Source organism: Serratia quinivorans, assembly GCF_946227985.1.
GTDB classification, from domain to species: domain Bacteria; phylum Pseudomonadota; class Gammaproteobacteria; order Enterobacterales; family Enterobacteriaceae; genus Serratia; species Serratia quinivorans_A.
Window position 1 is genome coordinate 21,019 of sequence record NZ_CAMKGL010000018.1, and the last position, 20,493, is coordinate 41,511.

The window sequence follows — 20,493 nt, forward strand, 5'->3', positions numbered from 1 at the left end:
AACATGATGATGGTATTGGGGTTATTCGTGTTCATGCGCCAGACAGCGCCCTACCAGAATTTTGAACAACAAATTGGTTGGCGGCATCCGTCCAACAGCCGCGTCGGTCAGCGTCCGGCGACGCAGTTCCTGGGGCAGGACGATGAGACGATCACCTTATCCGGCACCCTGCTGCCCGAGTTCACCGGCGGCACGCTATCACTGGAGGCGCTGCGTTTGATGGCCGACACCGGCTTATCCTGGCCGCTCATTGAGGGCACCGGCTTTATCTACGGCATGTTCGTGATAACCAGCCTCAGCAAAACCCGCACCGTGTTTTTTAAGGACGGCGCCGCGCGCCGCATTGAGTTCACGCTCTCCCTAAAGCGCGTGGACGCCAACCTGCGCCACCTGATGGGCGACCTTAATATCAACAAGTACATACCATGATGGGCCCCAGCGACCTGTTAAGCACCGCGCAGCGCCTGCTGTCGGATACACCGGACTTCACGCTGTTTGTGGATGACAAGAACATCACCACCGACGTGAAGGGCCGACTAATCTCCCTGACACTGACCGATAACCGCGGCTTTGATGCCGACCAACTGAGCATCGAGCTGGACGACACCGACGGTAAGCTGGCACTGCCGCGCCGCGGGGCCAGCATCCGTTTGTCACTGGGCTGGGCAGGACAGAAGCTTGCCGACAAGGGCAAGTTCACCGTGGATGAAATCGACCACAGTGGCGCGCCGGACGTGCTGAGTATCACCGCCCGCAGCGCGGACTTTCGCGACACCCTGAACATCAAACGCAACGCCGCCTATCACCAGATGGCGCTGGGCGACATTCTAAAAACCATCGCCGGCCGTAACAGTCTCTCCACCGGGATAGCGCCGTCTATGGCGGCCATCCATATTGACCACATCGACCAAACCAACGAGTCCGACGCCAACTTTTTAACCCGCCTGGCAAAACTGGAGGGCGCCATCGCCACCGTCAAGGCCGGTAAGCTGCTGTTTATCGTGCCGGGCCAGGCACTGTCAGCAAGCGGCAAGCCGCTAGGGGAAGTGACCATCACCCGCAAGGATGGCGACAGTCACCAGTTCAGCATTGCCGACCGTGACGCCTATACCGGCGTGCAAGCCCACTGGCTGGATACGTTGCAGGGAAGACCGAAAAAAGTGGTTGTCCACCGCAAGAGAAAGAGCAAGCCAGCCACCAAAGACACCATCCCCCACAAGCCCGAAGGTGACTATCTGTCCGGCAGTGTCGGTAACATTCTGGTACTGCGCCACACCTACGCCTATGAAGCCAACGCCCAGCGTGCCGCCAAGGCAGCATGGCAGCGTATCCAGCGCGGCGCGGCATCCCTGTCGATCACCCTGGCAAAAGCCCGCCCCGACCTGTTTCCAGAACTGCCGGTCAACGTTAAGGGGTTCAAGCAGCAGATTAATGATGTCCAGTGGCTAATTAAGACTGTCACACACCAGATGGGCGACAGCGGCTACACGCAAGAGATTGAAATGGAGGTCAGGGCGGAGGATGTCGAGATGGATTAGGAGCTACTTTCGTGACCGGCGAAAAGTGGCTATCATTACAGTGTGACGCCAGCCACCGACTGAGGATATTCAGTCATGTTCAGATGTTATCTTTGTAAACACGTTGCCTACACCCGCACCAGTCGCGAGATGTCCGATCGCACCAAGGAGCGCTATTACCAGTGTACCAACGTGAATTGCTCCGCTACGTTCGCCACGCTGGAGACGGTGGAAAAAGAGATCGCCACCCCCAACCTGCAAAACTACGCCGAGCCGCACCCCACCAAAGACAATCAGATGCACATGCCGTTTGATTGACAGCGCATATCAGTCGTTGAAAACATTAATAATGTACTTAATCCGCCTACCGGGGCGGATTTTACTTATTATTAAGGAACGTAATTATGACTGGTATGGTATTTTGCCGTGGTTGCGGCAAGGAAGTTCACAGCTCGGCACCAGCTTGTCCGCACTGCGGTGCAACACAAAACTTATCAGCCACCGGAAAAAAGAGTCGGATCTCAACCGCACTATTCGCCGCATTTTTAGGTGGATTTGGTGCCCATAAGTTTTATCTTGGTAAAGTTGGGCAAGGCATTTTATATCTGCTCTTTTGTTGGACGTTTATCCCAACGATTATTGCCTTCATTGAATTTATAACCTACTTATGCATGTCTGATGAAGACTTCGCAAAGAAGTATGGTTGAAAATACGCTGCAGCAAAGACAAAGCCGGCATTAGATGCCGGTTTTTTTATGCCCAAACAGGCTGTCTGTGCAGTGGTTCGATAATTGGACGAGGCTTCTGAGACGCCTGCCACAACTCATATTCAGACTGCACATCAACCAAAATCTCAGCACTGGTGCCGAGATGGGAGGATGCTTGAGGCACGTGATCATTAGTCCGCGCACCGTAATTGTGTAGTCACACCATACGAAATAGAGTTGGGACATCAATAACGAAAAGGCCCGCAGGATGCGAGCCTTATTTTCGATGTGGTCAATCAGTGGACACCACCTGAAATAAATTCCTTTTATTTCAATATATTACTGTTATTTCAAAGACGCCCGCAGGCGTCTTGTTTGCAGCACTGATGTAATCAGTTCACTTTAACCGGCATACCGGAACGGGCTTTCATTGCCGCGTCCACTTCGCTCTGGTTAACGGCTGGGTCCATCATCACTTTGCCTACTGGCGCAGAGATGGTCAACGGCACCGGATCTTTCGACTTCAACTGCTCTTCGTTAGCGGAAAGCGGGTTGTGCACTTCCAGGTAACGGGAACCGTCCGGCTCTACGCTGGCTTTGATCGGCTCGTTGATGAATTGCACACGAGTCCCGACCGGCACGTTGTCGAACAAGAACTTGATGTCGTCAGCACGCAGACGCACGCAGCCGTGGCTCACGCGCAGACCGATACCGAAGTTGGCGTTGGTACCGTGGATAGCATACAGACGACCAACGTACAGCGCATACAGCCCCATAGGGTTGTCAGGACCGGCCGGGAATACCGCTGGCAGGATCTCGCCGTCAGCGGCATATTCTGCGCGCATCTTGGCGGTTGGCGTCCAGGTTGGGCCGTCTTTCTTGCGCTGTACCGTAGTGGTCCAGTTCAGCGGGGTATCTTTACCCAACTGGCCGATACCGATTGGCAGCACGATCACCGTGTTGGTGCCTTTCGGGTAGTAGTACAGACGCATCTCGGCGCTGTTGATGATGATGCCTTCACGCGGAGCGTCAGGCAGGATCAACTGCTGAGGGATGGTCAGGGTGCTGCCGGCCTTCGGCAGGAACGGATCCACACCCGGGTTGGCTTCCAGCATATTGCTCAGGCCCATCTGGTATTGAGCGGCAAAGCTCTCCAGCGGCAGCTTGCTGTCTTCCGGTACGGTGATTTGGATGTTCTCACCCACCAGACGGCTGTCTTTGGCAGGTAAAGGATAGACAACGGCGAAGGCAGCTTGGCTGAAGACCACCAGTGCCGTAAACAGGGTTATTAACGCGCGAATGCTCATTTTCATCTTCGTGTAGGTTATGGCCACTGGCAGTTATAGGTTATGTCGGCCCTCTCTACCCAAAGAATTTCAGGTTGCGGCTAGGCGGCTAGTGCGCGAATCCTTGGGAGCTTACTCAGGTAAGTGACCAAAGTGACCGCACGCAGCCAACAACGCAGCAGCTTGAAAGGCGAAGGGTATGACCGGATGCGCATTATATGTGCACATCGACCTAAGTGTGAAACATTACCGGCGCAATATCGAACTTTTTTGTAACCTGGTGCGGCACGAAGAGGAATAACTGTGAAAACCGCCGCTAAAGCGCGGCGATTGGCGGTGACATCAGGCGGATAGGGATCAGATATTCGCAGCGGATTGCCGTACCGCCTGCGCTGCAAACGCCACCCGACGCGGGATAAAAACGCTCGATATCCTTACCCGGCCGCCGTACTGCTTTCATCATGGGAATCGCGGTGTCATACAGCCGGGCGATAAAATTTTGTAACTCTTCAACCTGACCCTGATAGGTAAAGCTGGCGTAGTCGCCCTGCTCGATCAGAACCCTTTCGCCTTCTGCCCGCTCGTCCGCCAACGCCAGGGTATAAGCCATCCGTTGCCTGCCGCGTAGCCTGCTGTCGGCCTCCAGACTGGTGAGGCCATAGACCACCGCCGAGGTTTCGGCTTCCTTCGGCATCATCTGCCGCCAGGCATGCTGACGCAGTTCGTTTTTCGAATGCAGCAGTTGTCCCAACGTACAGCTGCGGTGCTGGGTGTGCCCCATCAATTGCATAGCCGGCAGCGTAATGATCTCCGCCTGGGGTAATGGCGCATCCATCAGCCGCAGCGGAGGCTGCATCCCCAGCCCTGACCAGTCCGCACTGCGGCGATAACCGGCCGGCGGCATACCAAATTGCTTTTTGAAACAGCGGGTGAAGGTCTGCTGGGAATCAAACTGATACTTGTCGGCGATAAAGGCCACGCCGTGGTTGGTAAGCCGCAGTTCGCGTGCGGCGGCCGTCAGCCTCCTGCGCCGGGCGTAAGTCCCCAGGATCTCACCGGTTAACTCTTTGAATAACCGCTGCAGGTGCCATTTGGAATAGCCTGATTTGGCCGCAATATCGTCGAGCGTCAGCGGCTGGTCGAGGTTCTGCTCGATCCAGGCCAGCAGTGCCGTAATGACCTGTTGTTGATACATAGCGCCACCTTATCTGCTGAGAGGGCTAAAACCAGCGCTCACTGTAGCGGTAGCGGTGCTAGACCACATTGCACAATCAGGACATAATGTTTTTCAATTCCGCCAAATTGAGAATTATTCTCATGACCTTTATCACCGAGCCGCGTTTCGATATCGATCAGGTGCCGCGCGCCATTTTTGCCGTGCAGGGTTCCACCATTGATAAAGATTGGGAGATCACCCATCACCGGCACCGCAAGGCACAGCTGATTTATACGGTGCGCGGCATGATCCGTTGCGAGGTGGAAAACGGTCTGTGGCTGGTGCCGCCACAGTGCGCGTTATGGATGCCCAGCAATGTGCTGCATAACGCCCAGGGGGCCAGTGCCAGCGAGTGCTACTGCCTGTTTGTCGATCAGGATGCTATCGCCGGGTTGCCGACCCACTGCTGCACGCTGGCGGTGTCCCCGCTGCTGCGTGAACTGCTGTTCCAGGCCAGCGGGTTCGAACAGTTGTACGACCAACAGGGCCCGGAAGGACGATTGGCCGGCGTATTGTTGGACCAGTTGGTCAAGGCGCCGGTTGAGAACCTGCACCTGCCGGTTTCCAATGACGCGCGCATTCGCCAGTTAACGGAGCGGCTGCTGGCCAACCCGGCGGACAAAGCGACACTCGGCCAATGGGCGCAGCGTATCGGCATGAGCGAACGCTCGCTCAACCGCACTCTGCAACAGCAAATGGGCATGAGCTTTGGCCACTGGCGGCGACAGTTGCACGTGGTGCTGGCGCTGCAACGGCTGACCCAGGGCGACAGCGTGCAGCGGGTGGCGCTGGATCTGGGCTACGAAAGCGCCAGCGGTTTTGTCACCATGTTCAGAAAAGCAGTGGGTAAACCGCCGGCGCGTTATCTGGCAGAGAAAAACGCGGCGGACCGGGCACGAGGGGCTGGGATCGTCATGTAATACCGAGACCGGCCACAAAGTTACTGCGCCAGCCAGCCGCCAGCCAATCCTCCACACTGTGATTTTCACCCCAGTCCGTATTGAAATAACTCCCATTCTCAATAAATAATGATTACTATTCTCAAATATAAAGCCCGGTGCGCCACGACGTGACCGGCAGGACTTTACCTTTAATTCAATGTTGAGCTTTTTTGACCTCAGGGCAACGGCTCTGCGGCGACAGGCTTTTTAACTCCATGGAGAGGTTATGAACTCTGCAACAACTCGCAACCGCCGTTTCGGCACTCGCACCGCTTTCCCACTGTTACTGCTCACTTCAATGCTGTTTTCTGCCCCGCTGCTGGCCCAGGGCGAGCCAGAACTGCTGCGAAAACCGATCGCGAAAGGCGCTTATGAGATGGTCTACAGCCAGGGCGAGAACGCGCTGTATCTGGCCACGTCGCAAAGCCGCAAGCTGGATAAAGGTGGCGTAGTCTATCGTTTGGATCCACAGACGCTGGATATCACCCAGATCATTCACAACGACATCAAACCGTTCGGCGCAGCCATTAACAGCAAAACCGACACGCTGTTCTTCGGCAACACCACCAGTAACTCGGTGACGGCCATAGACGGCAAAACCGGTGAGGTGAAAGGCCGCCTGGTGCTGGACGCGCGCAAGCGTTCCGAGACGGTAAAACCCCTGGCGCCGCGTGAGCTGGTCGCCGATGCCACCACCGATACTCTGTATATCACCGGGCTGGGTGAATCCAGCGTGGTTTGGGTAGTCGACGGCAAGGATCTGACCCTGCGCACCACCATCACCGAGACCGGCAAATACGGCACCGGCCTGGCGCTGGACGCCGCGGCCGGCCGTCTGTATGTGACCAACGCCGACGGTGAACTGGTGACTATCGACACCAAAACCAACAAGATCGTCAGCCGCAAGAAGCTCGATGAGTCCAAAGAGCACTTCTTCCTGAACATCAGCCTGGATCCGGCCACTCACCGCGCCTTTATCACCGACTCCAAGCAGGCGCAGGTGTTGGTTGTCGATACCCGCGACGGCAAAATTCTGAGCAAGTTAGACGTGCCGGAATCGCTGGCGGTGCTGTTCAACCCGGCGCGCAATGAAGTCTACGTAACCCATCGCCAGGCGGGTGAAGTGAGCGTGATTGACGCCAAGAGCTACAAGCTGCTGCAAACCATCAAGACGCCGACCCACCCGAACAGCCTGGCGCTGTCACCGGATGGCCAGACCCTTTACGTCAGCGTCAAGCAGGCTTCCAGCCGTGAGAAAGAGGCCACGGCGCCGGATGACGTGATCCGCATCGCGTTGAAATAACACCGACAGGGGCGCTATAGCGCCCCTTTTATCAATTCAAACCTTAAACCCGACGTGCTTACCGTCCGGCAATTCGATATCCAACCGCAGTGTCCCCCCCATGGCTTCGACATAACGCTTTAATGTCGAAATTTTTAGCTCATTCCCACGCTGCTCGATCGCCGCAACGGAGGGCTGGGAAATACCAAGACTATTCGCCAGCGCCTGCTGCGAGATATTTAGGGCTTCGCGCAACTCGTACAAACGGGTTTCCAACAGCATATCCTCTGCCATTTCCTCGATCCGCTGCCTGCTCTCAGGAGTACGTGAAGCCAACATTTCTTTTAAAGTACCCATTTTGATATCCCTTCAACACAGACTTATCCCGCACGTTTAAATTATAGACTGCAGTCTATAAACACAACGCCATTGCCGAAATTTTAGCCATCGATAGCCAGATGGCTACAGCTTACCCACCAGCCCGTCGGCGTCCTGGATCACCGCTTTTTTGGTCGCACGCTGGTAAAGGCACAGCTCTTTGCCCGGCTTGTTGTGCATAAACGCCTGCGGGTAACGGCCGCTAATCAGCAGCGCCGAGTAACCGACGTCGTCGCCATAATGAATAATGCTCCCGGCGGCTTTGGCGTCTTTCAATCCGCTGGTTTTCAGACAGGCCGCTTGCAGCGCTTTATCGCCACTGGCCCAGGTAGCTTCCGACGACGCCGCGACGTTAAACGCCGTGATGGCGGCGGTAAATACGATTAAAGCTCTGATCATCCCCTTCTCTCCTGAATAACCCAATGATTCGCAGTATATGCGGCGGTTTATTATTCAGCCATCGGACGGCGACGCATTATTTACATTTTTTTTATTCCGGGCAGAAATAAAGTTACGGCGTTTTTACAGACAGTTTTTAGGGCCACGGATAACATCATTACATCGCCAATATGGCCTCACGAGACGGATGTTTCATGTATTCTAATATTATTGGCTTCAACCCCATGCTGGCGGATATTACCGCCGCGCAGCCACGCCCATTTGGCAAAGAAGTTGAACAGTATTTACAGCGTTATCCGGATACCGAACACGTCGATATTTATCTCAACGATTTAAACGGTCAATTCCGTGGTAAACGGCTGCCGGTCGCCGAGTTATTCGCGCTGGAAAAGGGCTGTTATTTCCCTCTATCGATTTACGCCATGGATCTTGGCGGCCAGGTCATTGAAGAAAGCGGACTGGGCCAGCAGGCCGGTGAGCCGGACAGGTTGTGCCTGCCGGTAGCCGGCACATTGCGCCCCTGTGCCCGTGACCCACAGCACCACGCCCAGTTGCTGCTGATGATGAAAAACGCCGAAGGTGAGGCATGCGAACTGGAGCCACGCGTGGTGTTGCAACAGGTGCTCAAACGCCTGCATGCCAAAGGTTACTTCCCGGTGGTCGCGGCAGAGCTGGAGTTTTATCTGCATGACCCGCGGCAACAGCCCGCTGATGCCGGGCAGTGCCCGACGCAAAGTTTTTCTGTCGATGCCCCGGAACGCCACCACGCACTGCTCAATGACATCGAACATCAGGCCAGGCTACAGGCGCTGCCGTTAACCGGCGTGGTGGCCGAGGCGGCCTCCGGTCAGTACGAACTGAACCTGCACCACAGTGCCCGGGTGCTGGAAGCCTGCGACCAGGTGCTGGCCCTGAAACGGCTAACGCGGCAGATAGCGGAGAAACACCACCAGCACGCCTGCTTTATGGCCAAACCCTGCGCGCAATCCGCCGGCAGCGGTTTGCACTTTCATATCAGCCTGCAGGATGAACAGGGCAACAACCTGCTGACCGGCGCTCCAGGCGAACTGAGCGACAACATGCAACAGGCGATGGCTGGAATGCTGGCATTGATGCCGGCCTCGATGGCCATCCTGGCACCGAATGTCAACGCCTTCCGCCGTTTTCGCCCGGGTATGCATGTGCCACTGCGTGCCTCCTGGGGGCACAACAACCGCACCGTCGCGCTACGCCTGCCCTGTGCCGACAGCGCCAACCAGCGTATCGAATACCGGCTGGCCGGTGCCGACGCCAATCCTTATCTGGCGGTGGCCGTCATACTCGGCGGCCTATTGCACGGGCTGGAACAGCCCCTGCCGTTGCCCCCGAGCACCAACGGCTACGAAAACGACAGCGCCGCACCGCTGCCACTCAACCAGCGGGAGGCACTTACGTTGTTTCGCCGCTGTCAGCCGCTGCGCGAGCTGCTTGGCCCGGCATTTTGCACCCTGTGGTACACCTGCAAAACCGCCGAACTGCGCCGCTTTGAAGGGCAGGTCACCGCCACGGAAGTCAGTTGGATGCTTTAACCCGCCGGGTTCTGCATTCATCGGGCGAAGATATTCGCCCCATCATTGAACAAGGAACAAAACATGTCTCGTTTGGTTTTGATCTCGAATAAGCAATGTGACAGCAAAGATTTGGCCTGTGCTACGCAGGCATTATCGTCCGTTGACGCCAGCGATAATGAGCAAGGCCTGTGGCTGGGCTGGAACGGCGACGTGCAGAACTTTGGTGCCGCACCGCTGCGTCCGATCAACCATCAGTGCCGCAGTGGCTATCAGCAAGTGACCTTTCCGCTGTCCACCGAAGAGTTTCACTTCCACTATCAGGGCTACTACCACGATGGCCTGTGGCCGGTGTTCCATAATCATCCGGAGAAGGCACACTTCACCCCGGAGAACTACCGGGCTTACCGGCAGCTCAACCAGCACTTCGCCGATATCGCCTGCGAGTATGTGTGCCCGAACGACATCATCTGCATTGATGATTATCAGTTGCTGCCCTGCGGCCAGGCGTTGAAAGAACAGGGGCTGTTGAACCCCTGCGCGTTCTTCTTCCACTTACCCTTCCCGTCGGCGACGCTTCTCATGCAGATCCCCGAGCATCACGGGTTAATCGAGTCGCTATTTTTCTACGACCTGATTGGCTTTCAGTCGCTGGACGATCGCAATAACTTCCTCAATTATCTGGCCAATGAATATCCGGTCGAGATGCTGCCCGACGATCGGCTGCAGGTTAATGGCCATATCTTTGCCACCGGCATCTTCCCGGCCGGGATCAACGCCCGCAACATCTACTGAACATCGCTGCCCGGTTGGCGTTGCCGCACAGCGCCCAACCACTCACCCCGGGATTTTGACCGCTTAGCTCCCCTATAGCACCGCTGACTGAAATTCAGATGTCTTCCCCTGCCCCAACCCGCAATGATGAGCTGTTCCTATACCTATACCCGAACGTTATCCGCACCCGGGCCACGTGCCTAAACATCTTATAAGCGGATTAACTCACTCATTTTGCAGATTTGAACTAAGGACACCTCAATGAACCGAGAGGGGATTTTAAAACACATACCCTGGATGCTGCTGGGGATACTCGGCGCTTCCTGCCTGGGCGTGGTGGCGCTGCGTCGCGGTGAACACATCAGCGCACTGTGGATCATCGTCGCTTCGGTGGCGGTGTATCTGGTGGCCTACCGTTATTACAGCCTGTATATCGCCACCAAGGTGATGAAGCTGGACGCCTTCCGCGCCACACCGGCGGTGGTCAACAACGACGGCCTGAACTACGTGCCGACCAACAAGTACGTGCTGTTCGGCCACCACTTCGCCGCCATTGCCGGCGCAGGCCCGTTGGTCGGCCCGGTACTGGCGGCGCAGGTCGGCTATTTGCCCGGCACGCTGTGGCTGTTGGGCGGCGTGGTGCTGGCGGGGGCAGTGCAGGACTTTTTAGTGCTGTTCATCTCCTCACGCCGCAACGGGGCTTCGCTCGGTGAGATCATCAAAAAGGAAATGGGGCCGATACCGGGTACCATCGCGCTGTTTGGCTGCTTCCTGATTATGATCATTATTCTGGCGGTGCTGGCCCTGATCGTGGTGAAAGCGCTGGCGGAAAGCCCATGGGGCGTATTCACCGTTTGCTCTACCGTGCCGATTGCCCTGTTTATGGGCATCTACATGCGCTTCCTGCGCCCCGGCCGGGTCGGTGAGATCTCACTGATTGGCATCGTGCTGCTGGTGCTCTCGATTTGGTTCGGCGGCGTGATTGCCCACGACCCGTTCTGGGGCCCGGCGCTGACCTTTAAAGATACCACCATCACCTATACGCTGATTGGCTATGCGTTTATCTCCGCGCTGCTGCCGGTGTGGCTGATCCTGGCGCCGCGCGACTATCTGGCGACCTTCCTGAAAATCGGCGTGATCGTCGGGCTGGCGATTGGCATCGTGATCCTCAACCCTGAGCTGAAAATGCCGGCGATGACCCAGTTTATCGACGGTACCGGCCCGGTGTGGAAAGGCTCGGTGTTCCCGTTCCTGTTCATTACCATCGCCTGTGGCGCGGTTTCCGGCTTCCATGCGCTGATCGCCTCCGGCACCACGCCGAAGCTGTTGGCCAATGAAAAAGACGCGCGCTTTATCGGTTACGGCGCGATGCTGATGGAGTCCTTTGTCGCCATCATGGCACTGGTCGCGGCTTCCATCATCGAACCGGGCCTGTACTTCGCCATGAACACCCCACCGGCGGCCCTGGGCATCACCATGCCGGACCTGCACCGTTTGGGCACCGAAGACGCCCCGATGATCATGGCCTCTCTGCGTGATGTGACGGCCCATGCGGCGGCGACCGTCAGTTCCTGGGGCTTTGTCATCAGCCCGGAACAGATCCTGCAGACCGCCAAAGACATCGGTGAACCTTCAGTGCTGAACCGCGCCGGTGGCGCACCGACCCTGGCGGTGGGTATCGCCCACGTGTTCCACCAGATCATTCCTGGCGCCAATATGGGCTTCTGGTACCACTTCGGCATTCTGTTTGAAGCGATGTTCATCCTGACCGCACTGGACGCCGGCACCCGTTCCGGCCGCTTTATGCTGCAGGACCTGTTGGGCAACTTTGTGCCCTTCCTGAAAAAAACCGACTCGCTGGTGGCCGGTATTGTCGGCACCGCCGGTTGTGTGGGTCTGTGGGGCTACCTGCTGTATCAGGGAGTGGTCGATCCGCTTGGCGGCGTGAAGAGCCTGTGGCCGCTGTTCGGCATCTCCAACCAGATGCTGGCCGCCGTGGCGCTGGTGCTGGGGACCGTGGTGCTGATTAAGATGAAGCGCACCAAATACATTTGGGTCACCGTGGTACCGGCCGTCTGGCTGCTGATTTGTACCACCTACGCCCTGGGCCTGAAGCTGTTTAGCAACAACCCGCAGCTGGAAGGCTTCTTCTTCCAGGCCGGCGAGTACAAGCGCAAAATCGCCGAAGGCGGCGCTGAGCTGACCACCCAGCAGGTCGCCAACATGAACCATATCGTGGTGAACAACTACACCAACGCCGGGCTGAGTATTCTGTTCCTGCTGGTGGTGTACAGCATCATCTTCTATGGGGTGAAAACCGCCATGGCGGCGCACAAAAACCCGAACCGCAGCGATCAGGAAACCCCTTACGTGCCGGTGCCTGAAGAAGCGCCATCTAACGGCGTAACTGAGGGGGACGTCAAAGTTTCACCGCAGCACTGATGGTGATTTAACGGATACCCTGCATATATCCTTCATCTTTCAAGTCGCAGGGGTGTTGGCTGCCTTCGCTCACCCCAGTCACTTGGTAGACCAAGCTCCTGGGGCTTCGCTCAGTTGCCGCCTACCTGCAACTTGAAATCTATTGGATATAATGAGATCTATACCTTAAATACGTAGAGTTGCATCGCGGCGGCAAGCCGGTGAGTCGGCGTAGTCAACAAAGAGGCAACTTCACCTATGGCGGATCTATTATGCAGGGTATTTTCATCAACGAGGGGAAGGAACTATGTTTGGAAATCTCGGCCAGGCGGGTAAGTATCTCGGGCAGGCGGCGCGCATGTTGGTCGGCGTGCCTGACTACGATACCTACGTCCAGCATATGAAAGACAACCACCCGGACAAGCCGGTGATGACCTATAAAGAGTTTTTCCGCGAACGCCAGCAGGCCCGCTACGGTGGGGACGGCAAAGGCGGTATGCGCTGTTGTTAACAAGGACCTGTAATGAAACCCATCGCAGTCACCATTCTGACCGGCTTTTTGGGCGCCGGTAAAACCACCCTGCTCCGCCATATTCTCAACGCCGAACACGGCTACAAGATTGCGGTAATCGAAAACGAATTCGGCGAAGTGCCGATCGACAACGCACTGATTGGCGATCGCGCCAGCCGCATCACCACCCTGAGCAACGGCTGCATCTGCTGCAGCAAGTCCAACGAGCTGGCTGACGCGCTGCTGGACTTGCTGGACGGCGTCGATCAGGGCCAACTGGAGTTCGACCGGCTGATCATTGAATGCACCGGCATGGCCGATCCCGGCCCGATCACCCAGACCTTTTTCTCGCACGAGATCCTCTGCGAACGCTTCCTGCTGGACGGCATCATTACCCTGGTGGACGCCGCACATGCCGATCAACAACTGAACCAGTTCAGCATCGCGCAGGCGCAGGTGGGCTACGCCGACCGTATTCTGCTGACCAAAACCGACGTGGCGCCGGACTGCGAAGCGCTGACCCAACGGCTGCAACAGATGAACGCCCGCGCCCCGGTTTATAAAGTGACGCACGGCGATATCGATCTGGGCGTGCTGTTCGACATAGAAGGCTTTGTGCTGAACGATAAGCTGAACCTGACGCCGCCTGCCCCGCTGTTCCGCCGCATTCCGCAGGCGCAAAACAACATTCGGTCGATTGTCGTGTACCACGACCAACCGCTGGAACTGATGCAGGTTTCAGAAGTAATGGAAGGCCTGCTGTTGGAATACGCCGACAGCCTGCTGCGCTATAAGGGAATTTTGTCGATCCAGGACGAGCCGCGTCGCCTGCTGTTCCAGGGCGTACAACGGCTGTATAACGCCGACTGGGATCGCGAATGGCTGCCCGACGAGGAACGCCGCAGCACGCTGGTGTTTATTGGCGTGGACTTACCGGAGGAGACGATCCGGGAGCGGTTTGCCGGGTTGGGTTGAGAAAATCCTATCAAGTTAAGTGGCGCAATCTGAAGTGCCATCGCAGGTTGCGCCGCGCAGACATAACAGCAGTGGCATGCTAAAATATGAGCAATAACTGAGGATGCCAAAATGCCGCAAAGATCTGTTGTTAGTGTTGCACGTTATGTCCATAAACTTGCAGAAGACCATAAAATTACAGACTGCCGAGACGGCATCAGCCGTATGGCCGCTGCGATTACGGGTCTGGCTGACGATGCGGTCGAATTGGACGACGTTGAGCAATTAATGGTTAATCTTAAGCGCAAAGGCGTTCTTACCAAGTCTGAAATCCTTAACCTCCAGGGGCGTTACTTCCGCGAACAAAGGAATGCACAAAAGAAATTGGCAACATGATTTTTGACCCTTTCGGCGACTTTGACACTGCAGGCTATCTTCAAAATACCTTGCAGCTCAAAGAGCCGGATGAAATAAAAAGGTCAGAACATCTCTCTTTCGAATTAAGTATCGAAGACGCCCTCAGTTACCTCGCCCAAACGAAACGCATCAACTACCTGTCTGTTCTGAAAGTTCACGAAATCCTTTTCTCTGACTTCGACCCTTGGGCGGGAAAGGATCGAAATGAACTTGTCCCTCACCTGGCCGTCTTCAAAGGCTCAGAGAAAAACTCTCGCCATACCGTCTTTGAGCGCCCTGATTCTATTCGTCTGGCCGTTGACTATGCACTGAGACTCGCAGCGGACAAGCAACGCTTTAGAGAACGGCCGGGGGAAGTGATGGGATTACTCGCTTTCGCACATCCCTTTCTTGATGGTAATGGTCGCACTATTTTGCTGGTGTTTATGGAGCTCGCTTTTCGTGCCGGGTTCGCCATTAACGGGTCAGTGACGAACAAAGATGAATACCTCAAGGCTTTGACATACGAAATCAGAGCCCCCTCTCAGAGGCATCTTGACCATTACCTCAAGCCCTTTATTGTCGACATCTCAAGCCGTGACGACTGGCCACAAATCATCGGAGGGATAAAGGGACTGGATGGTTTAGATAAAGAAAACATCTCATACGGCAGTCTGGATGATCCTGAAATCCAAAAGATCTACATGACCTACCGGACGCAGAAATAACCACCCCATTTCACTTGCAGCCCGTCCCACTCATTTAACCTGCCAAATGCGGCCCCGCCGCCACCGAATCGCGCAGCATCAGGCTGGCCGGGAAGCTTGGGCGCTTGCTCAGTTCGCCGCCGTCCAGCATCGACACCAGCCGATGGATGGTTTCCTTAATCATTTCGGACACCGGCATTTTCATGCTGGAGAGTGAGGGAATGGTATAAGGGGCCAGCGGAATATCATCGAAACCTATCACCGACACGGCAGACGGCACCGGGATTTGGCACTCTGTCAGCCGCTTGATGGCGCCGATGGCCATCTCGTCGTTGCTGGCAACAATCGCGCTAAAGGCGTGACCGCCTGCCAACAGCGTATCGACCGCCGCCATGCCGCTTTGCGCGTTCCACTTGCCTTCAACAATCAGCGCGCTATTGACGGCAATACCCTGTTCCGCCAGCGCGGATTTGTAGCCCGAAAGCCGCTCCAGCCCGGTGGGGGAATCCAGAGAACCGGTGATAAAAGCGATATCGCGATGCCCCCGCTCGATCAGCTGCTGCACCGCCGTCACGCTGGCGGCGTGTTGATCGCTGAAGATGCAGTAGCTGTCGTTCAGCCTTAAGCGACGGTTGATGACCAGGATCGGCTGCTTGTGCCGGGAGATGATCTCGTCCATTTCGCTAATCGACAGAAAACGCGGGTAGATGATCACGCCGTCGCAGCGCATATCCAGCAGGTATTCAATGGCGGCTTTTTCTTCTGCGGCGGTGTGCTTGCCGTCCGCCAAAATCAGCTGGCGGCCGTGCTCTTCCATGATGCGCGCCGACTGAAACATCAGCTCGCTGAAGTAGTTACCGCTGTACAGCGTATTGGTCACCACCAGCCCGATGGTCTGGGTGGTTTTGGTCGCCAGATTGCGCGCCAGCAGATTGGGCCGATAACCCGTTTCGGCGATGGCTTTGTCAACCAGTTCACGCTTCTCCGGGCTGACATAGCCGCTGCCGGACAACACGCGGGACACCGTCGCTTTCGACACGCCCGCCCTGTTCGCTACCTCAAGTATTGTTGCCATCTCTGCGCCGTCAAAGTCGATTGAGTCAGCGCAGTCTACCCAAGACGCCCCCGGTTTGAAATGTTTTCACGCCCGCTTCCGTCGCCACCCTTGAACCAAAAGTGACCACCATCACGAAACAAAAAACCAAAAAATCATAATTCTTGCCACTAAACAAATATCACATCATGATTTTGTGAAACCGGTTTCTTATGGGCGTTTCATTCAGATGGAACGGCGGATCGCCCAAGCGCGTACTGATACCCTAAATAATTGGAGCGGCATCAAGGCGGCCAGGGAGTCTCATCCCGATGAGCTTACTCAAGTAAGTGATTCGTGTGAGTGAGCGCAGCCAACACAGATGCAGTTTCAAGTATGACGGGTATACCCATAATCCAAGAGACGATATTCCATGCCGAAGAACTACGCAGAGATCTCACCCGCTATCGTGAAGGCGCTGGGTGGCCTCACCAATATCGAAGCCGTGACCCACTGCATGACCCGCCTGCGGTTCGTGGTGAAAGACAAGGCGCTGATCGACACCCCGGCGCTGAAAGCCATTAATGGCGTATTAGGCGTGGTGCACAGCGGTGAACAATGCCAGGTGATCATCGGCAATGAAGTGTCGAAGGCTTATCAGGCGGTGCTGGCGCTCGGCATGCCGGGTAACTCCCCCACCGCCACCCCGGCAAAACGCAAAATCAGCCTGAAAGGCATTGGTGCCGGCATTCTCGACGCCCTGATCGGCACCATGTCGCCGTTGATCCCGGCCATCATCGGCGGTTCGATGGTGAAACTGCTGGCGATGATCCTGGATATGTTCGGCGTATTCGAAAAAGGCTCGTCGACCCTGGTGATACTGAACGTGATTGGCGACGGCGCGTTCTTCTTCCTGCCGGTGATGGTCGCCGCCTCTGCGGCGCTGAAATTCAAAACCAACATGTCACTGGCGATCGCCATTGCCGGTGTGCTGTTACACCCTAACTTTATCGACCTGATGGCCAAGGCGGCGCAGGGCCAGGCGGTGGAATTCGCCTACATCCCGGTGACGGCGGTGAAATATACCTACACGGTGATCCCCGCGCTGGTGATGACCTGGATATTGTCCTACATCGAGCGCTGGGTCGATCGCATCACCCCGGCGGTGACCAAGAACTTCCTTAAGCCGATGCTGATTGTGCTGATTGCCGCGCCGATCGCGATTGTGTTTATCGGCCCGGTCGGCATCTGGATCGGCAGCGGGATTTCGGCGCTGGTGTACACCGTGCATGGCTACCTGGGCTGGCTTTCCGTCGCCATTATGGGCGCCATTTGGCCGCTGCTGGTGATGACCGGCATGCACCGCGTATTCACCCCAACCATCATTCAGACCATCGCCGAGACCGGCAAAGAGGGCATGGTGATGCCTTCGGAGATTGGTGCCAATCTGTCGCTCGGCGGCTCTTCGCTGGCCGTGGCGTTCAAAACCAAGAACCGCGAACTGCGCCAGACCGCACTGGCCGCTGCCGCTTCCGCCATTGTCGCGGGGATTTCCGAACCTGCGCTGTACGGCGTGGCGGTGCGGCTTAAACGCCCGTTGATCGCCAGTTTGATCAGCGGCTTTATCTGTGGTGCCGTGGCCGGTATCGGCGGGTTGGCCAGCCATTCGATGGCTTCGCCCGGCCTGTTCACCAGCGTGCAGTTCTTCGACCCATCGAACCCGATGAGCATTGTCTGGGTCGGCGGCGTGATGGTGCTTGCCGTGGTGCTGTCGTTCGTGCTCACGCTGCTTTTGGGCTTTGAAGACATTCCGGAAAAGGAAGAGGCCCAAACCACGACTGCTGCCCCCGCGGCGAACACCGCTAACGCTACCCATTAACGCACTATTTTTTACCCTAAATAATTGGAGTTGCATCACGGCGGCAAGGTCGTACATCCCCAGGAGTTTAGTCAGCTAAATGACTGGGGTGTGCGGGTGCAGCCAACACAGATGCAGCTTCAAGTATGACGGGTAACAGAGGATTTCATGTCAGATTCGATTTTCCCCGAAGAGTTTTTATGGGGCGGCGCCTTGGCCGCCAACCAGTCTGAAGGTGGTTATCTGGAGGGCGGGAAAGGGCTGACCACGGTCGATATGATCCCGCATGGCCCCAACCGCATGCCGGTGAAACTGGGCCTGGAGAAGCGCTTTACCCTGCGCGAAGACGAGTTTTACCCGAGCCATGACGCTATTGATTTTTACCATCGCTACCGCGACGACATTGCGCTGATGGCGGAGATGGGCTTTAGCGTGTTCCGCACCTCCATCGCCTGGAGCCGGATTTACCCGAACGGCGACGAGCTGACGCCCAACCCGGAAGGCATCGCCTTCTACCGCAGCCTGTTCGAAGAGTGCCGCAAATACGGCATCGAGCCGCTGGTGACCCTGTGCCATTTCGACGTGCCGATGCACCTGGTGACCGAATACGGCTCCTGGCGCAGCCGCAAAATGGTGGAGTTTTTCACCCGCTATGCCCGCACCTGCTTCGAAGCCTTCGACGGCCTGGTGAAGTACTGGCTCACCTTCAACGAGATCAACATTGTGCTGCACAGCCCGTTCTCCGGTGCCGGGCTGGTGTTTGAGGCAGGCGAGAACCCCGAACAGGTAAAATACCAGGCCATACATCACGAACTGGTGGCCAGCGCGCTGGCAACCGGCATTGCGCATGAAGTGAACCCCGCCAACCAGGTGGGCTGCATGCTGGCCGGCGGCAATTTCTACCCCTGGTCCAGCAAGCCGGAAGACGTGTGGGCCGCGCTGGAAAAAGACCGCGAGAACCTGTTCTTTATCGATGTGCAGGCCCGCGGCGCCTACCCTTCCTACTCTGCCCGGGTATTCCGCGAGAAAGGCGTGAGCATCGCGATGGAAAAAGGCGACGCCGAAATCCTGAAGAACACCGTCGATTTTGTCTCCTTCAGCTATTACGCCTCGCGCTGCGCTTCTGCCGATATGAACGACAACAACAGCAGCGCCGCCAACGTGGTGAAATCCCTGACCAACCCGCATATTCCGCGCAGCGACTGGGGCTGGGGCATCGATCCGTTGGGTTTGCGCATCACCATGAACATGATGTACGACCGTTACCAAAAACCGCTGTTCCTGGTGGAAAACGGCCTGGGCGCGCACGACGAGTTCAATGCCGACGGCGAGATAGCCGACGATTACCGCATCAGTTACCTGCGCGAACACATCCGCGCCATGGCCGACGCCATCGCCGACGGCGTGCCGGTGATGGGTTACACCACCTGGGGCTGCATTGACCTGGTGGCGGCTTCGACCGGGGAAATGAGCAAGCGCTATGGCCTGGTTTATGTCGACCGCGACGACAGCGGCAACGGCACCCTCGCCCGCACGCGGAAGAAGTCTTTCTGGTGGTACAAAACCGTTATTGCCAGTAATGGGGCGGACTTGGGGTAGGTTGGATGCCCAGGAGCCTGAGACCCTCAGGCTCCTGCGGTTGGCTTAACGCAGATTGGGAAGTGTTTCAACCTGCAAAGTCCCGTCCACCTGACCGATCGCGAATGTGGTTACGAACTCACGCGCAGAGGGAAAAACACCCGCCTGTCGCTTTTTGAGGGATAACAGTTTCACTGAGAAATGATATTCCTGCCCTGGCGCAAATACATAGCCTTCGTAAGGGACACACTGATTAGGGGTGATATCACGCAGCGGGTCGAAGAATTTGAAATCACGATGCTCCGCATCATCCAGTCGGAAAAGCGAGATGCCCGCTAACTTCTCATCCCCTTCCGGCATCACGGTCACGCACACTGCGCCAGCACGCAGGCTGACGGTTGCAGGGTAGTCTACAGGAACACGATCGGCCATCGACGGACAACCGGCGAGCAGGAAAGGGATAACAAGGAATAAAGTCCGTTTCATTAACTACCTCCGACGTAAAAATTTAGCTAAAACCTGCTCGTACTGTGAGTGAACTTCATTGGTTTTAGGGCCAATATACACCCGTTAGAACGGACCCTATTTTAGGCACCTTCCTGTACGACATTTTCAATATCGTAGCTGCCGTTGAGCTTTTTCACTTTGAAGTGGGCAATAAAAGCTCTGCCAGATGAGTCCTGCAGGTTTTCTCGTTTCTCAATCGGGATAAAATTCAATCGCATGCTGTACAGCTGGTTTTCCTGAAACGAGTAATCCCCTTGAGTTACGCAGATCCCCTCTTTCGAGTCCTGATTAGCAACTTCGAGCAGTTTTTCACCAGCATCACTGCTGATATAAACCGTATCTGGTTTTTCGTTTTCTTTCGGTAACGAATAAATGCAGATATGAATAGACCCGGGTTTTATAGACACTTTTTTGCCTCATAATAGAGGCTTAATGAAGGAGTGTTTATGTCAGCCAAAAATTTCACTGAAGAATTCAAAAT

The 20,493-nt window shown here is 56.1% G+C and carries 22 protein-coding genes; 15 read left to right on the forward strand and 7 right to left on the reverse strand.

What is annotated here, in order from left to right; all coding sequences use genetic code 11:
* Positions 1–3 precede the first annotated feature (3 nt).
* The 4 genes from OCH02_RS24875 to OCH02_RS24890 all read left to right on the forward strand — a co-directional run bounded on the left by OCH02_RS24875 (position 4) and on the right by OCH02_RS24890 (position 2,224).
* Positions 4–429, forward strand: a complete 426-nt coding sequence (locus tag OCH02_RS24875; protein WP_261433492.1) for a phage tail protein — start codon at positions 4–6, stop codon at positions 427–429.
* The gene (locus OCH02_RS24880) at positions 426–1,538 is read left to right on the forward strand and encodes a phage late control D family protein (RefSeq protein WP_261433493.1); all 1,113 of its coding nucleotides are present in this window, start codon (positions 426–428) and stop codon (positions 1,536–1,538) included. Before OCH02_RS24875 ends, OCH02_RS24880 begins: the two co-directional genes overlap by 4 nt.
* A 75-nt stretch (positions 1,539–1,613) precedes the next feature.
* Complete coding sequence (locus OCH02_RS24885; RefSeq protein WP_261433494.1) at positions 1,614–1,835, forward strand: ogr/Delta-like zinc finger family protein; 222 nt, start codon at positions 1,614–1,616, stop codon at positions 1,833–1,835.
* A gap of 86 nt (positions 1,836–1,921) precedes the next feature.
* A complete protein-coding gene (locus OCH02_RS24890) occupies positions 1,922–2,224 on the forward strand; it encodes a TM2 domain-containing protein (RefSeq protein ID WP_261433495.1) in 303 nt (100 codons plus the stop codon).
* 392 nt (positions 2,225–2,616) lie between these two features.
* Here the strand turns inward: OCH02_RS24890 and OCH02_RS24895 are convergent, their stop codons facing one another.
* Together OCH02_RS24895 and OCH02_RS24900 are read right to left on the reverse strand one after the other, a co-directional pair.
* Positions 2,617–3,537: a L,D-transpeptidase family protein gene (locus tag OCH02_RS24895; RefSeq protein ID WP_261433497.1), complete on the reverse strand. Its 921-nt coding sequence runs from the start codon at positions 3,535–3,537 to the stop codon at positions 2,617–2,619.
* 289 nt (positions 3,538–3,826) lie between these two features.
* Positions 3,827–4,705 (reverse strand): helix-turn-helix domain-containing protein, encoded by an 879-nt coding sequence (locus tag OCH02_RS24900; protein ID WP_261433499.1) that lies wholly within the window; start codon positions 4,703–4,705, stop codon positions 3,827–3,829.
* A gap of 122 nt (positions 4,706–4,827) precedes the next feature.
* Between OCH02_RS24900 and OCH02_RS24905 the strand changes: the two genes are divergently transcribed.
* Positions 4,828–5,646 (forward strand): AraC family transcriptional regulator, encoded by an 819-nt coding sequence (locus OCH02_RS24905; RefSeq protein ID WP_261433500.1) that lies wholly within the window; start codon positions 4,828–4,830, stop codon positions 5,644–5,646.
* A gap of 247 nt (positions 5,647–5,893) precedes the next feature.
* Positions 5,894–6,970 carry a YncE family protein gene (locus OCH02_RS24910; RefSeq protein WP_410001280.1) on the forward strand — a complete coding sequence of 359 codons (1,077 nt, stop codon included), beginning with the start codon at positions 5,894–5,896 and terminating at the stop codon, positions 6,968–6,970.
* Positions 6,971–7,006: 36 nt separating this feature from the next.
* Here OCH02_RS24910 and OCH02_RS24915 read toward each other — a convergent pair whose 3' ends face one another.
* Positions 7,007–7,306 (reverse strand): helix-turn-helix domain-containing protein, encoded by a 300-nt coding sequence (locus tag OCH02_RS24915; RefSeq protein WP_261433502.1) that lies wholly within the window; start codon positions 7,304–7,306, stop codon positions 7,007–7,009.
* 105 nt (positions 7,307–7,411) lie between these two features.
* Positions 7,412–7,726: a hypothetical protein gene (locus OCH02_RS24920; RefSeq protein ID WP_261433504.1), complete on the reverse strand. Its 315-nt coding sequence runs from the start codon at positions 7,724–7,726 to the stop codon at positions 7,412–7,414.
* A gap of 194 nt (positions 7,727–7,920) precedes the next feature.
* Between OCH02_RS24920 and OCH02_RS24925 the strand changes: the two genes are divergently transcribed.
* The 7 genes from OCH02_RS24925 (at position 7,921) to OCH02_RS24955 (ending at position 15,057) form a co-directional block, all read left to right on the forward strand.
* The gene (locus tag OCH02_RS24925) at positions 7,921–9,294 is read left to right on the forward strand and encodes a glutamine synthetase family protein (protein WP_261433506.1); all 1,374 of its coding nucleotides are present in this window, start codon (positions 7,921–7,923) and stop codon (positions 9,292–9,294) included.
* A 63-nt stretch (positions 9,295–9,357) separates the two neighbouring features.
* The gene (locus OCH02_RS24930) at positions 9,358–10,068 is read left to right on the forward strand and encodes a trehalose-6-phosphate synthase (RefSeq protein WP_261433510.1); all 711 of its coding nucleotides are present in this window, start codon (positions 9,358–9,360) and stop codon (positions 10,066–10,068) included.
* Positions 10,069–10,308: 240 nt separating this feature from the next.
* Positions 10,309–12,489: a carbon starvation CstA family protein gene (locus OCH02_RS24935; protein ID WP_112363083.1), complete on the forward strand. Its 2,181-nt coding sequence runs from the start codon at positions 10,309–10,311 to the stop codon at positions 12,487–12,489.
* A gap of 286 nt (positions 12,490–12,775) precedes the next feature.
* Entirely contained in the window at positions 12,776–12,979 is a 204-nt protein-coding gene (locus OCH02_RS24940) for a YbdD/YjiX family protein (protein WP_004953088.1), read from the forward strand.
* Between the two features lie 12 nt (positions 12,980–12,991).
* The gene (yjiA, locus tag OCH02_RS24945) at positions 12,992–13,954 is read left to right on the forward strand and encodes a GTPase (RefSeq protein ID WP_261433511.1); all 963 of its coding nucleotides are present in this window, start codon (positions 12,992–12,994) and stop codon (positions 13,952–13,954) included.
* 111 nt (positions 13,955–14,065) lie between these two features.
* The gene (locus OCH02_RS24950; protein WP_153858199.1) at positions 14,066–14,329 is read left to right on the forward strand and encodes a hypothetical protein; all 264 of its coding nucleotides are present in this window, start codon (positions 14,066–14,068) and stop codon (positions 14,327–14,329) included.
* Entirely contained in the window at positions 14,326–15,057 is a 732-nt protein-coding gene (locus tag OCH02_RS24955; protein ID WP_261433512.1) for a Fic family protein, read from the forward strand. The genes OCH02_RS24950 and OCH02_RS24955 overlap by 4 nt, the downstream gene beginning before the upstream one ends.
* Positions 15,058–15,091: 34 nt before the next feature.
* Here the strand turns inward: OCH02_RS24955 and OCH02_RS24960 are convergent, their stop codons facing one another.
* Positions 15,092–16,111, reverse strand: coding sequence for a LacI family DNA-binding transcriptional regulator (locus OCH02_RS24960; protein WP_261433513.1), 1,020 nt, complete (start codon positions 16,109–16,111; stop codon positions 15,092–15,094).
* A 391-nt stretch (positions 16,112–16,502) separates the two neighbouring features.
* Here OCH02_RS24960 and ascF point away from each other — a divergent pair, with 391 nt between their 5' ends.
* Positions 16,503–17,948, forward strand: a complete 1,446-nt coding sequence (ascF, locus tag OCH02_RS24965; RefSeq protein ID WP_261433514.1) for a PTS cellobiose/arbutin/salicin transporter subunit IIBC — start codon at positions 16,503–16,505, stop codon at positions 17,946–17,948.
* A 147-nt stretch (positions 17,949–18,095) separates the two neighbouring features.
* Complete coding sequence (locus OCH02_RS24970) at positions 18,096–19,526, forward strand: 6-phospho-beta-glucosidase (RefSeq protein WP_261433515.1); 1,431 nt, start codon at positions 18,096–18,098, stop codon at positions 19,524–19,526.
* A gap of 45 nt (positions 19,527–19,571) precedes the next feature.
* Here the strand turns inward: OCH02_RS24970 and OCH02_RS24975 are convergent, their stop codons facing one another.
* Positions 19,572–19,991, reverse strand: coding sequence for a putative T6SS immunity periplasmic lipoprotein (locus OCH02_RS24975; protein ID WP_261433517.1), 420 nt, complete (start codon positions 19,989–19,991; stop codon positions 19,572–19,574).
* A 101-nt stretch (positions 19,992–20,092) separates the two neighbouring features.
* Entirely contained in the window at positions 20,093–20,419 is a 327-nt protein-coding gene (locus OCH02_RS24980) for a hypothetical protein (protein ID WP_261433518.1), read from the reverse strand.
* Between the last annotated feature and the right edge of the window lie 74 nt (positions 20,420–20,493).

Excerpts from the sequence above, each read along its gene's own strand:
- OCH02_RS24875 (WP_261433492.1), top strand. The coding sequence starts at position 4 with ATGATGATGGTATTGGGGTTATTCGTGTTCATGCGCCAGACAGCGCCC.
- OCH02_RS24880 (WP_261433493.1), top strand. The coding sequence starts at position 426 with ATGATGGGCCCCAGCGACCTGTTAAGCACCGCGCAGCGCCTGCTGTCG.
- OCH02_RS24885 (WP_261433494.1), top strand. The coding sequence starts at position 1,614 with ATGTTCAGATGTTATCTTTGTAAACACGTTGCCTACACCCGCACCAGT.
- OCH02_RS24890 (WP_261433495.1), top strand. The coding sequence starts at position 1,922 with ATGACTGGTATGGTATTTTGCCGTGGTTGCGGCAAGGAAGTTCACAGC.
- OCH02_RS24895 (WP_261433497.1), bottom strand. The coding sequence starts at position 3,537 with ATGAAAATGAGCATTCGCGCGTTAATAACCCTGTTTACGGCACTGGTG.
- OCH02_RS24900 (WP_261433499.1), bottom strand. The coding sequence starts at position 4,705 with ATGTATCAACAACAGGTCATTACGGCACTGCTGGCCTGGATCGAGCAG.
- OCH02_RS24905 (WP_261433500.1), top strand. The coding sequence starts at position 4,828 with ATGACCTTTATCACCGAGCCGCGTTTCGATATCGATCAGGTGCCGCGC.
- OCH02_RS24910 (WP_410001280.1), top strand. The coding sequence starts at position 5,894 with ATGAACTCTGCAACAACTCGCAACCGCCGTTTCGGCACTCGCACCGCT.
- OCH02_RS24915 (WP_261433502.1), bottom strand. The coding sequence starts at position 7,306 with ATGGGTACTTTAAAAGAAATGTTGGCTTCACGTACTCCTGAGAGCAGG.
- OCH02_RS24920 (WP_261433504.1), bottom strand. The coding sequence starts at position 7,726 with ATGATCAGAGCTTTAATCGTATTTACCGCCGCCATCACGGCGTTTAAC.
- OCH02_RS24925 (WP_261433506.1), top strand. The coding sequence starts at position 7,921 with ATGTATTCTAATATTATTGGCTTCAACCCCATGCTGGCGGATATTACC.
- OCH02_RS24930 (WP_261433510.1), top strand. The coding sequence starts at position 9,358 with ATGTCTCGTTTGGTTTTGATCTCGAATAAGCAATGTGACAGCAAAGAT.
- OCH02_RS24935 (WP_112363083.1), top strand. The coding sequence starts at position 10,309 with ATGAACCGAGAGGGGATTTTAAAACACATACCCTGGATGCTGCTGGGG.
- OCH02_RS24940 (WP_004953088.1), top strand. The coding sequence starts at position 12,776 with ATGTTTGGAAATCTCGGCCAGGCGGGTAAGTATCTCGGGCAGGCGGCG.
- yjiA (WP_261433511.1), top strand. The coding sequence starts at position 12,992 with ATGAAACCCATCGCAGTCACCATTCTGACCGGCTTTTTGGGCGCCGGT.
- OCH02_RS24950 (WP_153858199.1), top strand. The coding sequence starts at position 14,066 with ATGCCGCAAAGATCTGTTGTTAGTGTTGCACGTTATGTCCATAAACTT.
- OCH02_RS24955 (WP_261433512.1), top strand. The coding sequence starts at position 14,326 with ATGATTTTTGACCCTTTCGGCGACTTTGACACTGCAGGCTATCTTCAA.
- OCH02_RS24960 (WP_261433513.1), bottom strand. The coding sequence starts at position 16,111 with ATGGCAACAATACTTGAGGTAGCGAACAGGGCGGGCGTGTCGAAAGCG.
- ascF (WP_261433514.1), top strand. The coding sequence starts at position 16,503 with ATGCCGAAGAACTACGCAGAGATCTCACCCGCTATCGTGAAGGCGCTG.
- OCH02_RS24970 (WP_261433515.1), top strand. The coding sequence starts at position 18,096 with ATGTCAGATTCGATTTTCCCCGAAGAGTTTTTATGGGGCGGCGCCTTG.
- OCH02_RS24975 (WP_261433517.1), bottom strand. The coding sequence starts at position 19,991 with ATGAAACGGACTTTATTCCTTGTTATCCCTTTCCTGCTCGCCGGTTGT.